The 19081-nt window shown below is 64.3% G+C and carries 18 protein-coding genes; 12 read left to right on the top strand and 6 right to left on the bottom strand.

Annotation, left to right across the window (positions count from 1 at the left end; all coding sequences use genetic code 11):
• Window positions 1-103: 103 nt before the first annotated feature.
• Complete coding sequence (locus AC0L2P_RS02935) at window positions 104-1693, top strand: trimethylamine methyltransferase family protein (RefSeq protein WP_473499766.1); 1590 nt, start codon at window positions 104-106, stop codon at window positions 1691-1693.
• Window positions 1694-1696: 3 nt separating this feature from the next.
• Here AC0L2P_RS02935 and chrA read toward each other — a convergent pair whose 3' ends face one another.
• The 5 genes from chrA to AC0L2P_RS02910 form a co-directional block, all read right to left on the bottom strand.
• Window positions 1697-3085, bottom strand: coding sequence for a chromate efflux transporter (gene chrA, locus AC0L2P_RS02930; protein WP_473499765.1), 1389 nt, complete (start codon window positions 3083-3085; stop codon window positions 1697-1699).
• A complete protein-coding gene (locus AC0L2P_RS02925) occupies window positions 3082-3921 on the bottom strand; it encodes a chromate resistance protein ChrB domain-containing protein (RefSeq protein ID WP_473499764.1) in 840 nt (279 codons plus the stop codon). The genes chrA and AC0L2P_RS02925 overlap by 4 nt, the downstream gene beginning before the upstream one ends.
• Window positions 3922-4124: 203 nt before the next feature.
• Window positions 4125-4637 (bottom strand): hypothetical protein, encoded by a 513-nt coding sequence (locus AC0L2P_RS02920; RefSeq protein WP_473499763.1) that lies wholly within the window; start codon window positions 4635-4637, stop codon window positions 4125-4127.
• A 14-nt stretch (window positions 4638-4651) separates the two neighbouring features.
• On the bottom strand, window positions 4652-6457 hold the full coding sequence (locus AC0L2P_RS02915; protein WP_473499762.1) for an IlvD/Edd family dehydratase: 1806 nt from the start codon (window positions 6455-6457) through the stop codon (window positions 4652-4654).
• Window positions 6458-6694: 237 nt separating this feature from the next.
• Window positions 6695-7879, bottom strand: a complete 1185-nt coding sequence (locus AC0L2P_RS02910) for an Mrp/NBP35 family ATP-binding protein (RefSeq protein WP_473499761.1) — start codon at window positions 7877-7879, stop codon at window positions 6695-6697.
• On the opposite strand from AC0L2P_RS02910, the gene AC0L2P_RS02905 reads away from it, so the two are divergent.
• From AC0L2P_RS02905 to AC0L2P_RS02855, 11 genes are all read left to right on the top strand, one after another.
• The gene (locus AC0L2P_RS02905; protein ID WP_473499760.1) at window positions 7878-8000 is read left to right on the top strand and encodes a hypothetical protein; all 123 of its coding nucleotides are present in this window, start codon (window positions 7878-7880) and stop codon (window positions 7998-8000) included. The genes AC0L2P_RS02910 and AC0L2P_RS02905 overlap by 2 nt on opposite strands.
• A gap of 75 nt (window positions 8001-8075) precedes the next feature.
• Window positions 8076-8453, top strand: a complete 378-nt coding sequence (locus tag AC0L2P_RS02900) for a VOC family protein (RefSeq protein ID WP_473499759.1) — start codon at window positions 8076-8078, stop codon at window positions 8451-8453.
• 99 nt (window positions 8454-8552) lie between these two features.
• A complete protein-coding gene (locus AC0L2P_RS02895) occupies window positions 8553-9452 on the top strand; it encodes a LysR family transcriptional regulator (RefSeq protein ID WP_473499758.1) in 900 nt (299 codons plus the stop codon).
• Between the two features lie 133 nt (window positions 9453-9585).
• Window positions 9586-10065, top strand: a complete 480-nt coding sequence (locus AC0L2P_RS02890) for a formate dehydrogenase subunit gamma (RefSeq protein WP_473499757.1) — start codon at window positions 9586-9588, stop codon at window positions 10063-10065.
• Window positions 10062-11618, top strand: coding sequence for a formate dehydrogenase beta subunit (locus AC0L2P_RS02885; protein ID WP_473499756.1), 1557 nt, complete (start codon window positions 10062-10064; stop codon window positions 11616-11618). The genes AC0L2P_RS02890 and AC0L2P_RS02885 overlap by 4 nt, the downstream gene beginning before the upstream one ends.
• Before the next feature lie 12 nt (window positions 11619-11630).
• On the top strand, window positions 11631-14543 hold the full coding sequence (fdhF, locus tag AC0L2P_RS02880; protein ID WP_473499755.1) for a formate dehydrogenase subunit alpha: 2913 nt from the start codon (window positions 11631-11633) through the stop codon (window positions 14541-14543).
• Between the two features lie 3 nt (window positions 14544-14546).
• Entirely contained in the window at window positions 14547-15377 is an 831-nt protein-coding gene (gene fdhD, locus AC0L2P_RS02875; RefSeq protein WP_473499754.1) for a formate dehydrogenase accessory sulfurtransferase FdhD, read from the top strand.
• Window positions 15367-15672, top strand: a complete 306-nt coding sequence (locus AC0L2P_RS02870) for a formate dehydrogenase subunit delta (RefSeq protein ID WP_473499753.1) — start codon at window positions 15367-15369, stop codon at window positions 15670-15672. The genes fdhD and AC0L2P_RS02870 overlap by 11 nt, the downstream gene beginning before the upstream one ends.
• A 106-nt stretch (window positions 15673-15778) precedes the next feature.
• On the top strand, window positions 15779-17332 hold the full coding sequence (locus AC0L2P_RS02865) for an alpha/beta fold hydrolase (RefSeq protein WP_473499752.1): 1554 nt from the start codon (window positions 15779-15781) through the stop codon (window positions 17330-17332).
• Between the two features lie 110 nt (window positions 17333-17442).
• On the top strand, window positions 17443-17922 hold the full coding sequence (locus AC0L2P_RS02860; protein ID WP_473499751.1) for a carboxymuconolactone decarboxylase family protein: 480 nt from the start codon (window positions 17443-17445) through the stop codon (window positions 17920-17922).
• A gap of 84 nt (window positions 17923-18006) precedes the next feature.
• Window positions 18007-18369: a nuclear transport factor 2 family protein gene (locus AC0L2P_RS02855; protein WP_473499750.1), complete on the top strand. Its 363-nt coding sequence runs from the start codon at window positions 18007-18009 to the stop codon at window positions 18367-18369.
• A 176-nt stretch (window positions 18370-18545) separates the two neighbouring features.
• Here AC0L2P_RS02855 and AC0L2P_RS02850 read toward each other — a convergent pair whose 3' ends face one another.
• Window positions 18546-19046 carry an MmcB family DNA repair protein gene (locus tag AC0L2P_RS02850; RefSeq protein ID WP_473499968.1) on the bottom strand — a complete coding sequence of 167 codons (501 nt, stop codon included), beginning with the start codon at window positions 19044-19046 and terminating at the stop codon, window positions 18546-18548.
• Window positions 19047-19081: the final 35 nt, after the last annotated feature.

The following is a 19081-nucleotide window of genomic DNA, read 5'->3' as shown; positions in this document are numbered from 1 at the left end:
TCTGTGCCAATGCCGGCGGCATAGTCGCTGTATAAAGGGGACGAAGCAGGCCGATGGTGGACCAACCGCCCGCCCGCTCCGCAGCTGAAGTTGGAGTGCCTTCATGCCAATGGCCCATGAGAAGCAGGACGTGTCCGCAGACCAGCGTTCGCGGCGGTCCGGCGGGCGCGAGGCGCGCCGCGCCATGCGGGCGGCACCGCTCGCCGACGACGTCAAGCCGGTGCGCGCCGGCATCGAAGGCGGGAGCTACAGCCCGCTCAGCGGCAATGATTGCGAACGTATCCACGAGGCCGTGCTTACCCTTCTGGAGACGGTCGGCTTCGCCAACGCTATCCCCTCCTGCATCGAGGCACTGACCAAAGCCGGCGCGACCTTCAGTGAGGACGGCCGCCTGCGCTTTCCTCGCGGCCTTGTGCTCGACACCATCAAGAGAGCGGCGCGGCATTTCACCCTGCACGGCCAGGATCCGAAGCACGACATGGTGATCCAGGGCAAGCGTGTGCATTACGGCACGGCTGGTGCTGCGGTGCATCTTGTCGATGTCGAAAAGCGTGAGTACCGCGAGTCGCTGCTGCAGGACATTTACGATGCCGCGCGCCTGGTCGACGGGCTCGACAACATCCATTTCTTCCAGCGGCCGATGGTGCCGCGCGACATTCCCGACCCGCTCAATATGGATTTCAACACGCTCTACGCCTGCGTCATGGGCACGTCGAAGCATGTCGGCACTTCGTTTACCGTGCGTGAGAACGTCAAGCCAGCGCTCGACATGCTCTATGCGATCGCCGGCGGCGAAGAGAATTTTCGCGCCCGGCCTTTCGTCTCCAATTCGAACTGCTTCGTCGTACCACCGATGAAGTTTGCCGAGGACGCCTGTGGCGTGCTCGAGGCCTGCGTCGACGGCGGCATTCCGATCCTGCTGCTGTCGGCAGGCCAGGCGGGTGCGACGGCACCGGCGGCGATTGCCGGCGCCGTGGTGCAGGCGGTCGCCGAAGTGCTCGTCGGCCTCATCTATGTCAACGCCATCAAGCCAGGCCATCCGGCGATTTTCGGCACCTGGCCGTTCGTCTCGGACCTCCGGACCGGCGCCATGTCAGGCGGTTCGGCCGAGCAGGCAGTGCTGACCGCGGCCTGCGCGCAGATGGCGCAATTTTACGACCTGCCGGGAGGTTCGGCCGCCGGCATGACAGATTCGAAACTGCCTGACATTCAGTCCGGCTACGAAAAGGGCATAACCGACGTGATGGCCGGTCTTGCCGGCCTCAACCTGGTTTACGAATCGGCCGGCATGCACGCCTCGCTGCTCGGCTTTTGCCTTGAGAGCCTGATCATCGACAACGACATGCTCGGCCACTGCCTGCGCTGCGTGCGCGGCATCGAAGTGACAGACGAGTCGCTGTCGATCGACACCATTGCCGATGTCTGCCTGAAGGGCCCCGGCCATTACCTCGGTAACGAGCAGACGCTGCGGCTGATGCAGACCGAATATTTCTATCCGGCCGTCGGCGACCGCTTTTCGCCGAAGGAATGGAATGAGAAAGGCAGGCCCGATATCCTGCAGCGGGCGATCATCGAGAAGAAACGCGTGCTTGCCGAACGCTTCCCGCGCCATGTGCCGAAGCCGGTCGACGACAAATTGCGCGCCCGTTTCGGCGATATGATCAAGCTGCCGCGCGGCAGGATGGGCGGCTGAGCGTTACCCACTTACCGCCAGCAACAAGACACCGGCCAGCGCCGATCCGGCAAGCGTCGGCAGCATGCCGATCTTCAGCTTCAGAATGGCGATCATCGAGGCACAGGAAAGCAGCGCCGCGCGCCAGTCTATCGATGAAAGCACCGGCACGTCCATTCCAAGCCCGACATTGCGCACTTCGCCGAAGATGACGTGCAAGCCAAACCATAGAGCGAGATTCATGATGACGCCGACGACGGCGGCGGTGATCGCGCCGAGCGCCGCCGACAGCGCCTTGTTGCCGCGCAGCGCTTCGATGTAAGGCGCGCCAAGGAATATCCATAGGAAACATGGGGTAAACGTCGCCCACAGCGTGAACAGCCCGCCAAACAATCCGGCAAGCAGCGGCGCAAGCAAGCCCGGCTGGCGGAACGCGGCAACGAAGCCGACGAACTGCAAGACTAGGATGAGCGGACCCGGCGTGGTTTCGGCAAGTCCGAGGCCGTCGACCATTTCACCGGGTGCCAGCCAGCCGAAGGACTCGACCGCTGCCTGCGCGACATAGGCAAGCACGGCGTAGGCGCCGCCAAAGGTGACGACCGCCATGACACTGAAGAAGCCACCGATTTGTGTCCAAACGCTGGCAGGGCCGGTGACAGCCCAGACCACCAGTACCGGCCCGAGCCAAATCGGCAGCCAGATCGCCAAAGTGCGCGGCGCGTGCCATCGTGTCGGCCTGACGTGGGTCAGTTCGCCGCGCTCGAACATCAGATCGACCGCGCCCTTGATGTCGGGAACATCGCCCTTGCCCTGCGAGGCGCCGGAAAAAAATGCCGGCGCACTACGATTGCCGATCCAGCCTGCCAGGCCGGCAAGCAGCACGATCAGCGGAAACGGCACGTTCAACGCGTAGATGGCGATGAAGGCGGCGAGTGCGATCGACACCATGACCGGGTTTTGCAGCGCGCGTCTGCCGATCCGGATCACCGCCTCGATGACAATGGCGAGCACGGTCTCCTTGACCCCGAAAAACAGCGCCGCGACGAGTGGTACGTCGCCATAGAGCGCATAGAGGCTGCTCAGGACGAGCATGACAAGCGCGCCCGGCAAGACGAAGAGAATGCCGGCAACAAGGCCGCCGACCGTTTTGTGCAGCAACCAGCCGATATAGATGGCGAGCTGCTGGGCCTCGGGGCCAGGCAGCAGCATGCAGTAGTTCAACGCATGCAGGAAACGCTGTTCGCCGATCCAGCGCCGTTCCTCGACCAGTTCCTTGTGCATGAGCGCGATCTGCCCGGCCGGGCCGCCAAAGCTGAGCACCCCGATTTTCGCCCAGACCTCCACGGCCTGCCGGAAGCTCGGCACAGCGGGCTCCTGGACCTCCGCCGGCTTCTTCGAAAGGACGGCGCTCACGATGGTTTGCCCGCCCCGGGACTGACTGCGCCAGGTGCCGGCCAGTTATGCGTCTCCTCGGTGGCATCGCGGCACCAGCGGAAGAACGCATCATAAAGCAGCATGCCGGCCTCGAGCTGCTTCAGATCGTCGCGAAACATCCGTGACAGGCCAAGCGAGGCGGCCAGGAACCCGGCCGCCTGCGGAACAAGATCGAGGCTGGCAGTATCGGCAGCGCGTATGATCGTGGCCAGGCGATCGAGCGCTTCGGATTTAAGCCCGAACTCCTCGATCATGGTGTCGAAGGTGCAGCGTTCGCCGCGATGGCTCCAGAACACGTTCTCGATGTCGAAAGGCACGGCCTGAAAGCGATCGGCGACGGCCGCTACTTCGGCCGGCTCGACGAAGAGAAAGACCGCGCGAGGATCGATGAAGCGCCGGATCAGCCAGGGGCAGGCGATGCGATCGACCTTCGGGCGCGTACGCGTCACCCACACGGTGCGGCCCTTGGCATCGGCGGGCGGTATCTTGTCGGCGTGAACGAGAAGGCCCTTGGCATCGCGCCATGCCTCAAACCCGCCGTCGAGCGATTCGGCGGCAATGCCCTCCTGCCGCAGCCATGCGGCCACGCCTTCCGAGAGCTTTTTTCCCTGCTGGCAGACGACTGCCACTTGCCTGCCGGCGAAGTCGGCAGCCCAGTTCGAGACAGTCCTGAAATTGCGCCGGTCCGACCCCGGCAGCAGGCGCGGATCGGAATTGTAGTCATCATCGATGCGGACGTCGATGATTGCGGGTGCACCCGGCAGCCCAATCAGACGGGACAGTTGCGATACAGTGATAGCGGTTGTTGACGGCATGGCGTCCACCTCCTTGAAAGAGAAGCTTGGACGCGAACGTTGGGCTGACGCCTCACGGGGTCGTCGCGATGCACCCCTTGCGATGATCGTGGATTTGTCACGCCCGCTTGTCAAGCATTCTGCCTGATCTTGACACGTCCAGCTTGCCGGACGCCCGATGAAAAGCGGAACCGCCGAGACGAAATTCCTGCTGCAGGCGGTCCTCACTCCTGCTCGATCGACTTGGCGCACTCGTTGAGCAGCACCAGCGCTTCGGCAAGACCTTCGGTGCGAAAGACCAGCGGCTGTTCGACACCCGTCACCCGCACCGTCATCGATCCGGCGCCGGCGATGGCCTTCTGCTCGTCCGTCGTCAGCGCATGGTCGAAGTCGACGATGTAGTCGACCGTAGTCATCGCAGTCATTTCCAGCGGCGTGTCGGCATTGCCAAGTTGCAGCGTCGCGGTGACGGGCATGTCGTCCTTGACGGCACCCGGCCACAGGAACACGCGCATGACAATTCCCGTCCAGTCGCGCGTGCGCCCCAAGTTCAGGCCGTTATAGGGCGTGGCGGCGAATTCAACCGGATCGCGGTTGGACGCGTTGCACCAGCGCCCAGCGACCGCAACCGTCCAGCCGTTGGCCGTTACCGGAAATTCGGTGGCTGAAGCGACGAACGGCAACAACGAAGCAGCCGGTAAAAGAGCTGCACGCAGCAGTTTTCCCGGCCGCCTCATGCGACGAATCCTGGTCAGTGATTGTCCCTCGGTACGCCGCTCGTATGAGCCACATCCTGGTATTTCACCGCCGGCTTCAGCACCATGCCTTCGGAAAACTGGTCGACCATGCCACGCTGGATTTCCTGCCATGGCGTCTGGTGCTTCGGATAGTGATAGCCGCCATTGTTTTGCAGCTCGGTGCGGCGCCGCGTGATCTCGTCGTCGCTGACGAGGATGTCGGCGGTGCCCTTGCGCAGGTCGATGCGGACGCGGTCGCCGCTCTTCAGCAGCGCCAGGCCGCCGCCGATGGCGGCTTCCGGCGAGGCGTTGAGGATCGACGGCGAGCCCGACGTGCCCGACTGGCGACCGTCGCCGATACAGGCCAGCGCGTGGATGCCTTTTTTGATCAGATAGGCAGGCGGCTGCATGTTGACGACTTCGGCGCCGCCGGGATAACCGATCGGGCCGGCGCCGCGCATGAACAGGATAGTGTGCTCGTCGATACCCTGTGCCGGGTCGTCGATGCGGGCGTGATAGTCCTCGGGGCCGTCAAAGACCATGGCGTTGCCCTCGAAGGCTTCGGGGTCCTTCGGGTTCGACAGATAGCGCTCGCGGAATTCGGGCGAGATGCCGCTGGTCTTCATGATCGCCGAATCGAACAGATTGCCCTTGAGATTGATGAAGCCGGCATTGGCTTTCAGCGGCTCGCCAACCGTGCGGATGACGTCGAGGTTCTCGTTGACGGCGCCGCTGCAATTGTCGCCGATGGTCTTGCCGTTAGCCGTCATGGCTTCCGGATAGGGCAGCAGGCCGCCCTTCATCAGTTCGGCAACCACGGCCGGGACGCCGCCGGCATGGTGATAGTCCTCGCCGAGATATTCGCCCGTCGGCTGCAGATTGACGATGAGCGGTATGTTGAGGCCGACCTTCTGCCAATCGTCATTGTCGAGCGGCACGCCGAGATGGCGGGCGATGGCGTTGAGGTGGATCGGCGCATTGGTCGAGCCGCCGATCGCCGAGTTGACGACGATGGCGTTCTCGAAGGCCTTGCGGGTCATGATGTCGGAGGGCTTCAGATCCTCATGCACCATGTCGACGATGCGCTTTCCGGTCTCGTAGGCGATCTGGCCGCGTTCGCGATAGGGGGCGGGGATAGCGGCCGAGCCCGGCAATTGCATGCCGAGCGCCTCGGCCAGCGAATTCATCGTGGTGGCGGTACCCATCGTGTTGCAATAGCCGGTCGACGGCGCCGAGGAGGCAACGATATCCATGAACTCGTCATAGCCAATCTCGCCGGCCGACAGGCGCTGGCGCGATTCCCAGACGATGGTGCCGGAGCCGGTGCGCTTGCCCTTGTGCCAGCCGTTGAGCATCGGGCCGACCGAGAGCGCGATAGCCGGAATGTTGACGGTGGCCGCGGCCATCAGCATGGCCGGGGTCGTCTTGTCGCAGCCGATGGTGAGCACCACGCCGTCGAGCGGATAGCCGTAGAGCACCTCTACCAGGCTGAGGTAGGCAAGGTTGCGGTCAAGTGCAGCGGTTGGCCGCTTGCCGGTTTCCTGGATCGGGTGGCAAGGGAACTCGAAAGGAATGCCACCCATCGAGACGATGCCTTCGCGCACGCGCTTGGCCAGTTCGATGTGATGGCGGTTGCAGGGCGACAGGTCCGAGCCCGTCTGGGCGATGCCGATCAGCGGCTTTCCGGACATCAGTTCGGCCCGCGTCAGCCCGTAATTCAGGTAGCGCTCCAGATAGAGTGCGGTCATGCCCGGATTGTCGGGATTGTCGAACCACTCCTGCGAGCGAAATTTTTTCTTGCTGGTGGGGGCGCCTGCCATCGTGGTCTCCGTATTTGTATGACAAATCGATATGACAACGCGCGCAAGCAGGCAAGGGGCACGCGCCGTCCGAATCCGCACTTTGGTGCGATAGACACACATCTGCCTCCGCGCTAGACGGGATCGTGGCTTATCAGCCCGCTATCCCGGAAAAGTTGGAGCGTGTCGCCGCGGACCCCACCCGGCCCTTCGGGCCACCCTCCCCTCAAGGGGCCAAATTGGGGAGGGACATCCGCATCACTCGAATACGATGCTCGGCACTGCAGCCTCGGCCGCGCCACGCTCTTCATTGACGCGGTCCCAGACCTTAGCGGCGATGTCGCGATAGATTTTCGCCTCGGCGCCATCGGGTTTCGAGACCACCACCGGCGTGCCGGCATCCGAGCTTTCGCGGATGCCCATCTCGAGCGGCACTTCACCAAGGAAGGCGACGCCGAGACGCTCGGCCTCGCGGCGCGCGCCGCCGTGGCCGAAGATGTCGTAGCGTTTTCCCGTATCGGGGGCGAGAAAATAGCTCATGTTTTCGACAATGCCCAATAGCGGCACGTCGACCTTTCTGAACATGTTGAGGCCTTTGCGCGCATCGATCAGGGCCAGGTCCTGTGGCGTCGAGACGATGACGGCGCCGGCCAGCGGCACCTGTTGGGCCATGGTCAGCTGGGCGTCGCCGGTGCCGGGGGGCATGTCGACGACAAGCACATCGAGTGGTCCCCATTCCACTTCGCGCAGCATCTGCGTCAATGCCGACATCACCATCGGCCCGCGCCAGATCATCGGCGTCTCCTCATCGACGAGGAAGCCCATCGACATGACCTTGAGGCCATAATTCTGCATCGGCTTCAGGATCTTGCCGTCGACGGTCTGCGGCCGGCCACGAATGTTGAGCAGACGCGGCATGGAGGGGCCATAAATATCGGCATCGAGCACGCCGACCCGCAGCCCGTTGGCGGCAAGCCCAAGGGCAATATTGACGGCGGTGGTCGACTTGCCGACGCCGCCCTTGCCGGAAGCGACGGCGATGATCGCCTCGATGCCGGGCACGCCGCGCTTGCCTTGGCTGTGCGAGGCGGGCGCCTGCGGCGCGGGACGTGCAGGTGCGGCCGGCGGAGCGGGCCTCTGAGCCGGTCTTTGCGGAACCGGCGCCTCCATCCCGCCGCCCTTCTTTTCTGCCGTCAGTGCGACCACGGCGCCGGCGACACCGGGGATCGCCTTGACCACACGTTCGGCCGCCGCACGCAGCGGCTCCATCTCCTGGGCGCGCGCTGCGGGAACGGTGATCGAGAAGAACACCTTGGCATCGGCGATGAAAATCTCGGAAACCATGTCGAGGTCGACGATATTGCCGGTGAAATCCGGCCCATTGACCGTCTTCAGGCGCTCGATAACGATTTCCTTGGTCACGTTTAGATGGGCGGCGGGCATGAGTTTTTTCCTCTACTTTTCCGCTCCAGATAATGCAGTTCCGGAACAGAACCAAGCGATGGACCAACAGTTGCAGCGGCGCATCGGGGAGGCGGCGACCATACGACAGGATTTCCAGTAGGAGTAGCCGTCGCCAAATCGTCAACGCAGCCTATTTCAATGAGCATCGAATGACCGCCAGGGAAGGAGACGAATCATGCTCGCAAACAGCAACGCAACGGCCAATGTCGCTGTGAAGGACCTGGCCAAGGCCAGGGCTTTCTACGAAGGGGTTCTCGGCCTCAAAGAGGTGCACAACGAGGGTGGCGAACTGATCGTCTATAAAAGCGGCGATACCAGCATCAATGTGTACCGTTCGACCTTCGCTGGGACCAACAAGGCGACAGCTGTGACCTGGACGGTCGGCGACGAGCTCGGCAAGATCGTTGAGGCGTTGAAATCGAAGGGCGTGACCTTCGAGCATTACGACATGCCCGGCCTGATGCTGGAGGGTGACGTTCATGTCGGTCAGGGCATGAAGGTCGCATGGTTCAAGGATCCGGACGGCAACATCCTGAACCTTGTGGACAGGTAGATACGGCGTTCACGCACCGTCTGCCGCGCAGTGCGATAGGACGTGACTGCCAGCAGCAAGCATCTGGCGTAAGGTCGACGCGCCGGGTAGCGTCCGTCCATGATCGACAAGCTGGAATTCTTCATAGCACTTGCCAGGGAAGAACATTTCGGCCGGGCGGCCGAGGTGTGCGGCGTCACCCAGCCGACGCTTTCGGCCGGCATCAAGCAGCTGGAGGGCCAGCTCGGCGTGATGCTGGTGCTGCGTGGCTCGCGCTTCCAGGGGCTGACGCCGGAAGGCAAGCAGGTGCTGGTGTGGGCGCGCCGTATCGTTGGCGATAGCAGGACCATGCGCGAGGAGATGCGGGCGGCACGCCACGGCCTGTCAGGGCGCATCCGCATCGCCGCCATCCCGACGGCGCTCGCCATGGTGGCGCGATTGACGACGCCATTTCGGGCAAAGCATCCCGGCGTCACCTTCTCGGTGTTGTCGCGGACCTCGATCGAGGTGCTGTCGCTCCTCGGCAATTTCGACATCGATGCCGGCGTCACCTATCTCGACAACGAGCCGCTCGGACGCGTCACCAGCGTGCCGCTCTACGACGAGCGCTACCAGCTGATCACAGCCGTCGGGAACCCCTATTTCGACCGCGACAAAGTGACATGGGCGGAACTCAGCCAGCTGCCGCTCTGCCTGCTGACGCCGGACATGCAGAACCGCCGCATCATCGACCAGCATCTGGCCGAAGCCGGCGTGCAGGTGCGGCCGACATTGGAATCCAACTCGATGATCGTGCTGTTCTCGCATATCCGGACCGGCAAATGGTCGTCGATCATGCCGCTTAACCTTGCGGAAACGTTCGGCTTTTCCGAGCCGATCCGGGCTATCCCGATCGTCGAGCCCGATGCCAGCCACACCGTCGGGCTGGTGGCGGCGCCGCGCGAACCGCACACGCCGCTGGTCTCGGCGCTGTTGGACGAGGCAATGGCGCTGGCGGACGATTTCCGCGCCCGTCGCTAGGCTAGACAATGCTGGTGAAGGCGCTCGATAGAAAATTTCTATTGAGCAACGGATCGGCTTTATTGATTCAGCGGGTTTCCTCTGATTTCCTAAGCACTTAGCGGAACACCGCCACGACCAGGGAGGGCGCTGCATGACGATGCAGCCTGCAAGTACCGAGATCGCATCGCGCACGGCGGCGATCATCCACGAGCTGAATGGCCTCGAAGGCCCGATGTTGCCGATCCTGCACGGCATACAGGAAGAGTTCGGCTATGTACCGCAGGACGCGCTGCCGGTCATCGCCGAGGCGCTGAACATCTCCAGGGCCGAGGTGCATGGCGTCGTCACCTTTTATCACGATTACCGCAGCCAGCCGGCCGGCCGCCATGTGCTGAGGCTCTGCCAGGCGGAAGCCTGCCAGTCGATGGGTTCGGATGCGATCGCCGCCAAGCTCAAATCATTGCTGGGCATCGGCTTCCACGAGACAACCCGCGACGGTTCGGTGACGCTGGAGCCGGTCTATTGCCTTGGCCTTTGCGCCTGCTCGCCGTCGGCGATGCTGGACGGTGAGGTGATCGGTCGGCTCGACGACGAAAAGCTCAATGAAATCGTTGCCGAGGTGCGCTCATGATCCCGCGTATCTATATTCCCGGCGATTCCGGCGCGCTGGCGCTGGGTGCGGAAAAGGTCGCCAAGGCGGTTCGGGCGGAATTGGCCGAGCGCGGCATCGATGCCAAGATCGTGCGCAACGGCTCGCGCGGCGCCTATTTCCTCGAGCCGATGGTCGAAGTGGCAACAGCTAATGGCCGCGTCGCCTATGGGCCGGTGAAGCCATCCGACGTCAAAAGCCTGTTCGACTGCGGCTTTTTTACCGGCGGCCACCACAAGCGCTGGCTGGGTGCGCCGGACAAGATCCCGTTCCTGGCCGGACAGACGCGGCTGACGTTTGCGCGCTGCGGCGTCACCGATCCGCTGTCGCTCGATCACTACAAGGCGCATGGCGGGCTCAAGGGCCTGCAGAATGCAGTGGCGATGACGCCGGCGGACATCGTCAGCCAAGTGACCGAGTCCGGGCTGCGCGGTCGTGGCGGCGCCGGCTTCCCGACCGGCATCAAATGGAAGACGGTGCTCGATACGTCGGCCGACCGCAAATACATCGTCTGCAATGCCGATGAAGGCGATTCCGGCACGTTCGCCGACCGCATGATCATGGAAGGCGACCCCTTCGTGCTGATCGAAGGCATGACGATCGCCGGCATCGCCACCGGCGCGACCAAGGGCTTCATCTATATCCGCTCCGAATATCCGCATGCGGTGGCGGTGATGCAGAAGGCCGTCGAGATCGCCCGCAAGGCCGGCGTACTCGGCGTCAACGTGCTCGGCTCGGCCAATTCATTCGACATGGAAGTCCGCGTCGGCGCCGGCGCCTATGTCTGCGGCGAGGAAACCGCGCTGCTCGACAGCCTCGAAGGCAAGCGCGGACAGGTGCGGGCCAAGCCGCCGCTGCCGGCGCATAAGGGCCTGTTCGGCAAGCCGACGGTGATCAACAACGTCATCTCGCTGGCCTCGGTGCCGGTGATCATGGACAAGGGCGCCGCCTTCTACAAGGATTTCGGCACGGGCCGTTCGCGCGGCACCATCCCGATCCAGATTGCCGGCAACGTCAAGTATCCCGGTCTCTACGAGGCCGCGTTCGGCATGACGCTGGGTGAGATCGTCGACGATATCGGCGGCGGCACGGCGACCGGGCGTCCGGTCAAGGCGGTGCAGGTGGGTGGCCCGCTCGGCGCCTATTTCCCGCGTGCCTTGTTCGACACGCCGTTCGACTACGAGGCGTTTGCCGCCAAGGACGGGCTTATCGGCCATGCCGGCATCGTCGTTTTCGACGACAGCGCCGACATGCTGAAGCAGGCGCGCTTCGCCATGGAATTCTGCGCTATCGAAAGCTGCGGCAAGTGCACGCCGTGCCGCATCGGCTCGACGCGCGGCGTCGAGGTGCTGGACCGGCTCGCCCAGAACGTCGAACCGGAAAAACAGATCGCGCTGGTTACCGACCTTTGCAACACGATGAAGTTCGGCTCGCTTTGTGCTCTCGGCGGCTTCACCCCATATCCAGTGATGAGTGCACTCAACCATTTCCCGGACGACTTTCGGCCGACGCCGGTCGCCGAAGCAGCGGAATAGGAGCTGACAGGCATGAACGCGGCATTCGATATCAAATCGCTGGTCCAGGAAATCGACTACGGCACGCCCGCCTCGGAAGCGGAACAAAAGGTGACGCTGACCGTCGACGGCAAGTCGGTGACGGTGCCGGCGGGTACCTCGATCATGCGCGCTTCGATGGAAGCCGGCGTCGAAATCCCGAAACTCTGCGCCACCGACATGCTGGACTCGTTCGGCTCCTGCCGGGTCTGCCTCGTCGAGATCGACGGTCGCGGCGGCACGCCGGCCTCGTGCACGACGCCGGTCGGCGAAGGCATGGTCGTGCATACGCAGACCGACCGGCTGAACGCCATCCGCCGCGGCGTGATGGAACTCTATGTCTCCGACCATCCTGCGGCGTGGGGCGAGAAGGCCGGCACCGGCGCCAGCGAGTTCGACAAGGTCGCCAGGACCGTCGGCCTGACCGAGAACCGCTATGGCGTGGACGGCCGCAACCACGTGAAGCAGGAAAACGGCGTGGCGCCCGGCCATGGCTCGCTGACCATCGACTATATCGCGCGCGATGAATCGAACCCCTATTTCACCTATGATCCGGCACAGTGCATCGTCTGCTCGCGCTGCGTGCGCGCCTGCGAGGAGGTGCAGGGCACGTTCGCGCTGACCATCGAGGGGCGCGGCTTCGAATCCAGGGTCTCGGCCGGCATGCACGAGGCGTTCGTCGATTCCGAATGCGTGTCGTGCGGGGCCTGTGTGCAGGCCTGCCCGACCGATGCGCTGAGGGAAAAGACCGTGCTGGCGAAAGGCCTGCCTGAGCGCTCGACCGTCACCACCTGCGCTTATTGCGGCGTCGGCTGCTCGTTCAAAGCCGAGGTCAAAGGCGACGAGGTCATCCGCATGATGCCCTACAAGGCAGGCAAGGCCAACCACGGCCACTCCTGCGTCAAGGGCCGCTTCGCCTATGGCTACGCGACGCACAAGGACCGTATCCTGAAGCCGATGATCCGCGAGCGGGTCAGCGATCCGTGGCGCGAAGTGTCGTGGGAAGAGGCGCTCACCCATACGGCGAACGAATTCCGCCGCATCCAGTACCAGTACGGCCGCACGTCGATCGGCGGCATTACCTCCTCGCGCTGCACCAACGAGGAAACCTACCTCGTCCAGAAGCTTGTCCGGCAAGGCTTCCGCAACAACAATGTCGACACCTGCGCCCGCGTCTGCCATTCGCCGACCGGCTACGGCCTCGGCCAGACCTTCGGCACCTCCGCCGGCACGCAGGATTTCGATTCGATCGAGCAGACGGACGTCATCCTGCTGATCGGCGCCAATCCGACCGATGCGCATCCGGTGTTCGCCTCGCGCATGAAAAAGCGCATGCGCCAGGGCGCCAAGCTGATCGTGCTCGATCCGCGCCGCACCGATATCGTGCGCTCGGCCCATGTCGAGGCGCAATTCCATCTGCCGCTGAAGCCGGGCACCAACGTCGCCATGCTGACCGCGCTTGCCCATGTTATCGTCACCGAGGGCCTGTTCGACGAGGCCTTCATCCGCGAGCGCTGCGACTGGGACGAGTTCCAGGATTGGGCATCGTTCGTGGCGCTGCCGGAAAACAGCCCGGAGGTCGTTGGCCAGCTTGCCAATGTCGATCCCGACGACATACGCGGCGCGGCGCGGCTCTACGCCCGCGGCGGCAACGGCGCGATCTATTACGGCCTCGGCGTGACCGAGCACAGCCAGGGCTCGACCACCGTCATCGCCATTGCCAACCTCGCCATGGCGACCGGCAATATCGGCCGGCCAGGCGTGGGCGTGAACCCGCTGCGCGGCCAGAACAATGTGCAGGGCTCCTGCGACATGGGCTCGTTCCCGCACGAGCTTCCCGGCTATCGCCACATTTCAGGCGACGCCGTGCGCGCCATCTATGAGAGCCTGTGGGGCGTCAAGCTCGACGACGAGCCCGGCCTGCGCATCCCCAATATGCTGGATGCGGCCGTCGACGGCTCGTTCAAGGGGCTCTATGTACAGGGCGAGGACATCCTGCAGTCGGACCCCGACACCAAGCATGTCGCCGCCGGTCTCGCGGCGATGGAGTGCGTCGTCGTGCACGACCTCTTCCTCAACGAAACGGCCAACTACGCGCATGTCTTCCTGCCCGGCTCGACCTTCCTCGAGAAGGACGGCACCTTCACCAATGCCGAGCGCCGCATCAACATGGTGCGCAAGGTGATGGAGCCGAAATGCGGCTATGCCGACTGGGAAGCGACGCAGGAGCTCGCCAAGGCGCTCGGCCTCGGCTGGAACTACACGCATCCGTCTGAGATCATGGACGAGATCGCCAGGACAACACCGAGTTTCGCCGGCGTTTCTTTCGACCTTCTCGACCGGGTGGGCTCGGTGCAGTGGCCCTGCAACGAGAAGTCGCCGGAAGGCACGCCGATCATGCATATCGGCGGCTTCGTGCGCGGCAAGGGCAAGTTCATCCGCACCGAATACGTGGCGACCGACGAGAGGACCGGACCGCGCTTCCCGCTGCTGCTGACCACCGGCCGCATCCTGTCGCAGTACAATGTCGGCGCGCAGACCCGGCGCACCGACAACGTCGTGTGGCATAGCGAGGACCGGCTGGAGATCCATCCGCACGATGCCGAAAATCGCGGCCTGCGCGACGGCGACTGGGTGCGGCTGACCAGCCGCTCCGGCGAGACGACGCTGCGCGCGCTGATCACCGACCGGGTGTCGCCGGGCGTCGTCTATACGACGTTCCACCATCCCGACACCCAGGCCAACGTCATCACCACCGATTTCTCCGACTGGGCGACCAACTGCCCGGAATACAAGGTGACCGCGGTGCAGGTGGGCGCGTCCAACGGCCCGTCGGAGTGGCAGCGCGACTATGACGAGCAGGCGAAGCAAAGCCGCCGCATCGCGAAGCTGGAAGCGGCGGAGTAGTCCTTGACCGCGCGCCGCAAAGCCATTGCGCAAATCTCGCGGCTGGCGCGCCGCGCCGGCGGCACCGCGGCCGCCAATCGGATGGTGCCGGAAGAGACGCCGGTGGCGTTCTCCTTTGCCGGCACCACGCATGCGGTGATGATGGCAAGCCCGGCCGATTTCGAGGATTTCGCGCTCGGCTTCTCGCTGACCGAAGGCATCATTGCCTCGCCGGACGAAATCGAAGCGATCGAGGTCGAGGATCACGGTGCCGGCATCGATATCCAGATCCGGCTGAAGGACAGCGCCAACACCCGCTTCGAAGCGCGGCGGCGCAGGCTGGCCGGGCCAGTCGGCTGCGGGCTGTGCGGCATCGAATCCATCGAAGAGGCGATGCGCTCGGTAAACCCGGTCGGTGCGCCGCAGCTTACACTTCAAGCCGACGATATCGTCCGCTCGGTCAAGCTTTTGTCGAAGCTGCAGCCGCTGCACGCCGAAACCGGTGCCGTCCACGCCGCCGGTTTTTACCTTCCCGGCAAGGGCATCGTCATGGCGCGCGAGGATGTCGGCCGCCACAATGCGCTGGACAAGTTGGCCGGCGCGCTGGCCAGGGCCGGTATCGACGGCGCCGGCGGTGCGGTCGTCGTCACGTCGCGCGTTTCGGTCGAGATGGTGCAGAAGACCGCGGCAATCGGTGCTGCCGTCATCATCGCCGTCTCGGCGCCGACCGCACTTGCCATCCGCACCGCGGACGATGCCGGCATGACGCTGGTGGCGCTGGTGCGCGGCGACGATTTCGATATTTTCACCCATCCCGACCGTGTGGTTTCCGGAGTTGCCAAGCATGTCGCATGACGAAGACCACCTCATGAGCACCAGCGAAAAGCTGGTTCGCATGGCCAACCAGATCGCCGCCTTTTTCCACTCCAAGCCGCGCGAGCAAGGCATTGCCGGCGTCGCCGAGCACATCAACAAGTTCTGGGAACCGAGGATGCGCCGGCAATTGTTCGAGATGCTTGACAGCGGCGGTGAAGGCTTCAACGAGCTTGTTGTCGCGGCCGCGCCACACATCAAGCGTCCGGGCGCGCCCGAGGGCGCAGGTTTTAGCGTCGGCGGCGCGAACATCGAGACCGCCGCGTCACAGAAGTAGTCGCCGCGGGCCCACATTCACTCTCTCTAAAGTTCCATCTGCCGCAAGCTGCGCGCCTCTGCTATGATCCGGCGACAAGAAATCGTCGGGTCGGGCGGACAACCTCGTGAGGCCGATCGAAACTCGATACGCGCTCAGTGGCGACGTGCGGATCGCCTATCAGGTGGTCGGCCAGGGATCGATCGATCTCGTCTTCGTGCCCGGCTTCATTTCCAATCTCGACCTGCACTGGGAAGACGAAGGCTACAGCCGGCTGTTGAAGCGGCTTTCGACGTTCTCTCGGCTGATCCTGTTCGACAAGCGCGGCACCGGTCTGTCCGACCGCGTCGACACCCACCACCTGCCCAGCCTCGAAACCCGCATGGACGATGTGCGCGCGGTAATGGATGCGGCCGGCAGCGGCCGCGCCGCCTTGCTCGGCGCTTCGGAAGGCGCGCCGATGGCAATGCTGTTTGCCGCCACCTACCCGGAGCGGACGCGGGCGCTGGCGCTTTATGGCGGCTATGCGCATTTCCACAAATGGGTGATGCCGCCGGAACGCCTTGAGGCCTTCATCGCGACGGCGGAGAGCGCATGGGGCACCGGCGCCACCCTGCCGCATTTTGCGCCCGGCCGGGTCGAGGATCCGCATTTCACTACGTGGTGGGCGCGCTTCGAGCGGCTGTCGGCGAGCCCGACGGCGGCAATCGCCCTGGCCCGCATGAATGCGGCAATCGACGTGCGCGGCGTACTGGAAGCGATCAGCGCACCGACGCTGCTGGTCCACCGCCGCAACGATGCGCGCGTGGACCCGGAGGCCAGCCGCTTTCTGGCAAGGAAGATCTCGAATTCGCGGCTGGTCGAGGTGCCCGGGCGCGACCACCCGATCTGGACCGGCGATGTCGACCGGGTGGCCGATGTGATCGAGGAATTCCTGACCGGAGCGCGCGCGGTCGCCGAGGCCGAGCGCGTGCTGGCAGCACTGCTGGTCACCCGGATCTACGACACGGCCCGGCTTGGCGACCGCATGTGGAGCGAGCGCAGCCAGCGTTTTCAGGAAACGTGGCGGCTGCTGGTCGGGCGCCATGGCGGCCGCTCGGCCGGCACGCATGGCGAGCTGATGATGGCGCGCTTCGACGGCCCAGCGCGGGCCGTACGCTGCGCGGCGGCGCTGCGCGATGCGGCGCAGGAGATGGGCGTCGCCAGCGCGCAGGGCGTGCATGTCGGCGAGGTCGAGTTGCGCGGACCGCCGACGGGATTGACGGCGCGCGTGACGATGCAACTCGCCGCGCATGCCGGGCGCGCCGACATAATCGCATCGCGGCTGGTCGCCGAACTTGCCGCTGGTTCAGGCCTTCATTTCAACGACGCCGGACGCATCGTATTTGACGAGCTGGATGAGCCGCTGGCGCTGGTGCAGGCGACCTCGGAACAGCATCTGGAGCCGGCCTGCCGGCCGAAGGCCAAGGCGGCCGAGCCAGCCGCACTGACGGCGCGCGAAAGCGAGGTGGTGAACCTGATCGCCGATGGCAAGAGCAATGCCGCGATCGCCGCCGAACTCGGGCTGAGCGAACACACGGTCAAGCGTCACGTCGCCAATATTCTGCTCAAGCTGGACCTGCCCTCGCGGGCAGCGGCGGCGGCGTTCTCGGCCCGGCACGCTGGCCCGCACGGGCCATAGGAGCCATGGCGCTTTCGGGCGAAGCGGCCGACCGTACGCAAGTACTATCGTTTTCCCCATGCAGGCCAGGCGGGTGCCGCCGAAAGATGGCGCTGCAAACGGAGGATCAAATGCTGAAATCAAATTGGACACTCAAATCACTGGTGCTGGCGGTAGGCGTTGGCGCGCTGTTGGCGATAGTCCCTGCCAAGGCCGAGGACGCCTCGGCGACGGCTGCCTACAAGGATATCCAGGCGACGCTCGGCTCGGTGCCTGACATGTTCAAGACGCTGCCGGACGTCGCTGTTGCCGGCGCCTGGGCCGAGATCAAGGGCGTGCAGCTCAACCCGAACACCGCGCTCGACGGCAAGACCAAGGAGTTGCTGGGCCTCGCCGTCGCCTCGCAGATCCCCTGCCAATACTGCATCTATTTCCACACCCAGGCGGCCAAGCTGAATGGCGCCAGCGACGAGGAGATCAAGGAGGCGGTGGCGATGGCGGCGATCGTGCGCCACTGGTCGACGATGCTCAACGGCAGCCAGGTCGATCTCGCCACCTTCAAGACGCAGTCCGACGAGGTGTTCGCGGCCGTCAAGGCGAAGTCGCAGTGAAGAAACCACTGCCCGGCGGCGAGCGCCGGGCAGCGCCTGATCAATAAACCGCCCGATCGAGAAGACGGGCCCATGGAGGGTAAAATGCTGACCAAGACAGCGACGATAGACGGAGCTGCGATCAAGAAAGCGATCGAGGGCCGTGATGGAAAATTGCTGGCGAGCTTCTATGCCGACGACGCATTGGTGCGGGTGATCGACCGCAACAACCCGCCGAGCAAGCCGCGCGAAATCCGCGGGCGCGCTGCGATCACCACGTTCTGGGACGACATCTGCAGCCGGGCGATGACCCACAAGGTCGACACCACCATCGCCGACGGCAACAATCTCGCCTTCACCCAGGCCTGCGCCTATCCGGACGGGACCAAGGTGTTCTGCGCGGCGATGCTGGAGCTGAAGAACGGCCTGATCGCGCGGCAGACCGTCGTGCAGGCGTGGGACGAGTGAGGCGGCCAGGTTCGCCAATCGACGCGCGCCAATTGGGTCGAGGAGATGGAGCTCTACCGCATCGTGGAATAGCTTCCCGCCGGTTCGCTCCCTTCTCCCCGTCACTTACGGGGAGAAGGTGGCGGCAGCCGGATGAGGGGCAGCGCCAGATCTACAATTACGCGGAGTGCAAAAATCTACTCGCTCTCACCCTCCAGCGCCGGCACCGACACACCGGCAAGTTCCGCCGCCAGCAGCCGCGCGGCACCGGCGCGCGCGATCCTCAGCATCAGCGCCTTGCGCGTCGCCGCCGCCATCCGGTGTTCGGGCGCATCGCGCAAAATCTCTGCACCATAGCCGTCGGAGAGAATGAAGCCGCACTCTTGCGGAAAGACTTCCTGGGGTACGCCGGGATGCGTGGCGAAAAAGAAGCGGTCGGAATGCAGCCGGTAGTCCGGCCATTTGCGGTCGACCCTGAAATCCTCGATCGAGGATTTGATCTCGATGATCCAGACGTCGCCCTGGCGGGTCAGCGCCACGAGGTCGGCGCGGCGCCCGGTCGCCAGCGACAGTTCGGGCAAGACATGCGCGCCCATCTGCTTGAGCAGCCGCTGCACGCCACGCCTGACCAGCATGGCGCGCTCCGACTGGCGACCGTCGATGAGCGGGTTGAGGGGTAGAGGTGAAATGATCGGCATGGCCGCACCATGCCAGATTTTGTTCACGGTTTGAA

The sequence above is a fragment of the Mesorhizobium sp. WSM4836 genome (genome assembly GCF_055811815.1).
The sequence above is the reverse complement of the archived record's forward strand: the minus strand, read 5'-3'. Positions and strand labels throughout refer to the sequence as shown.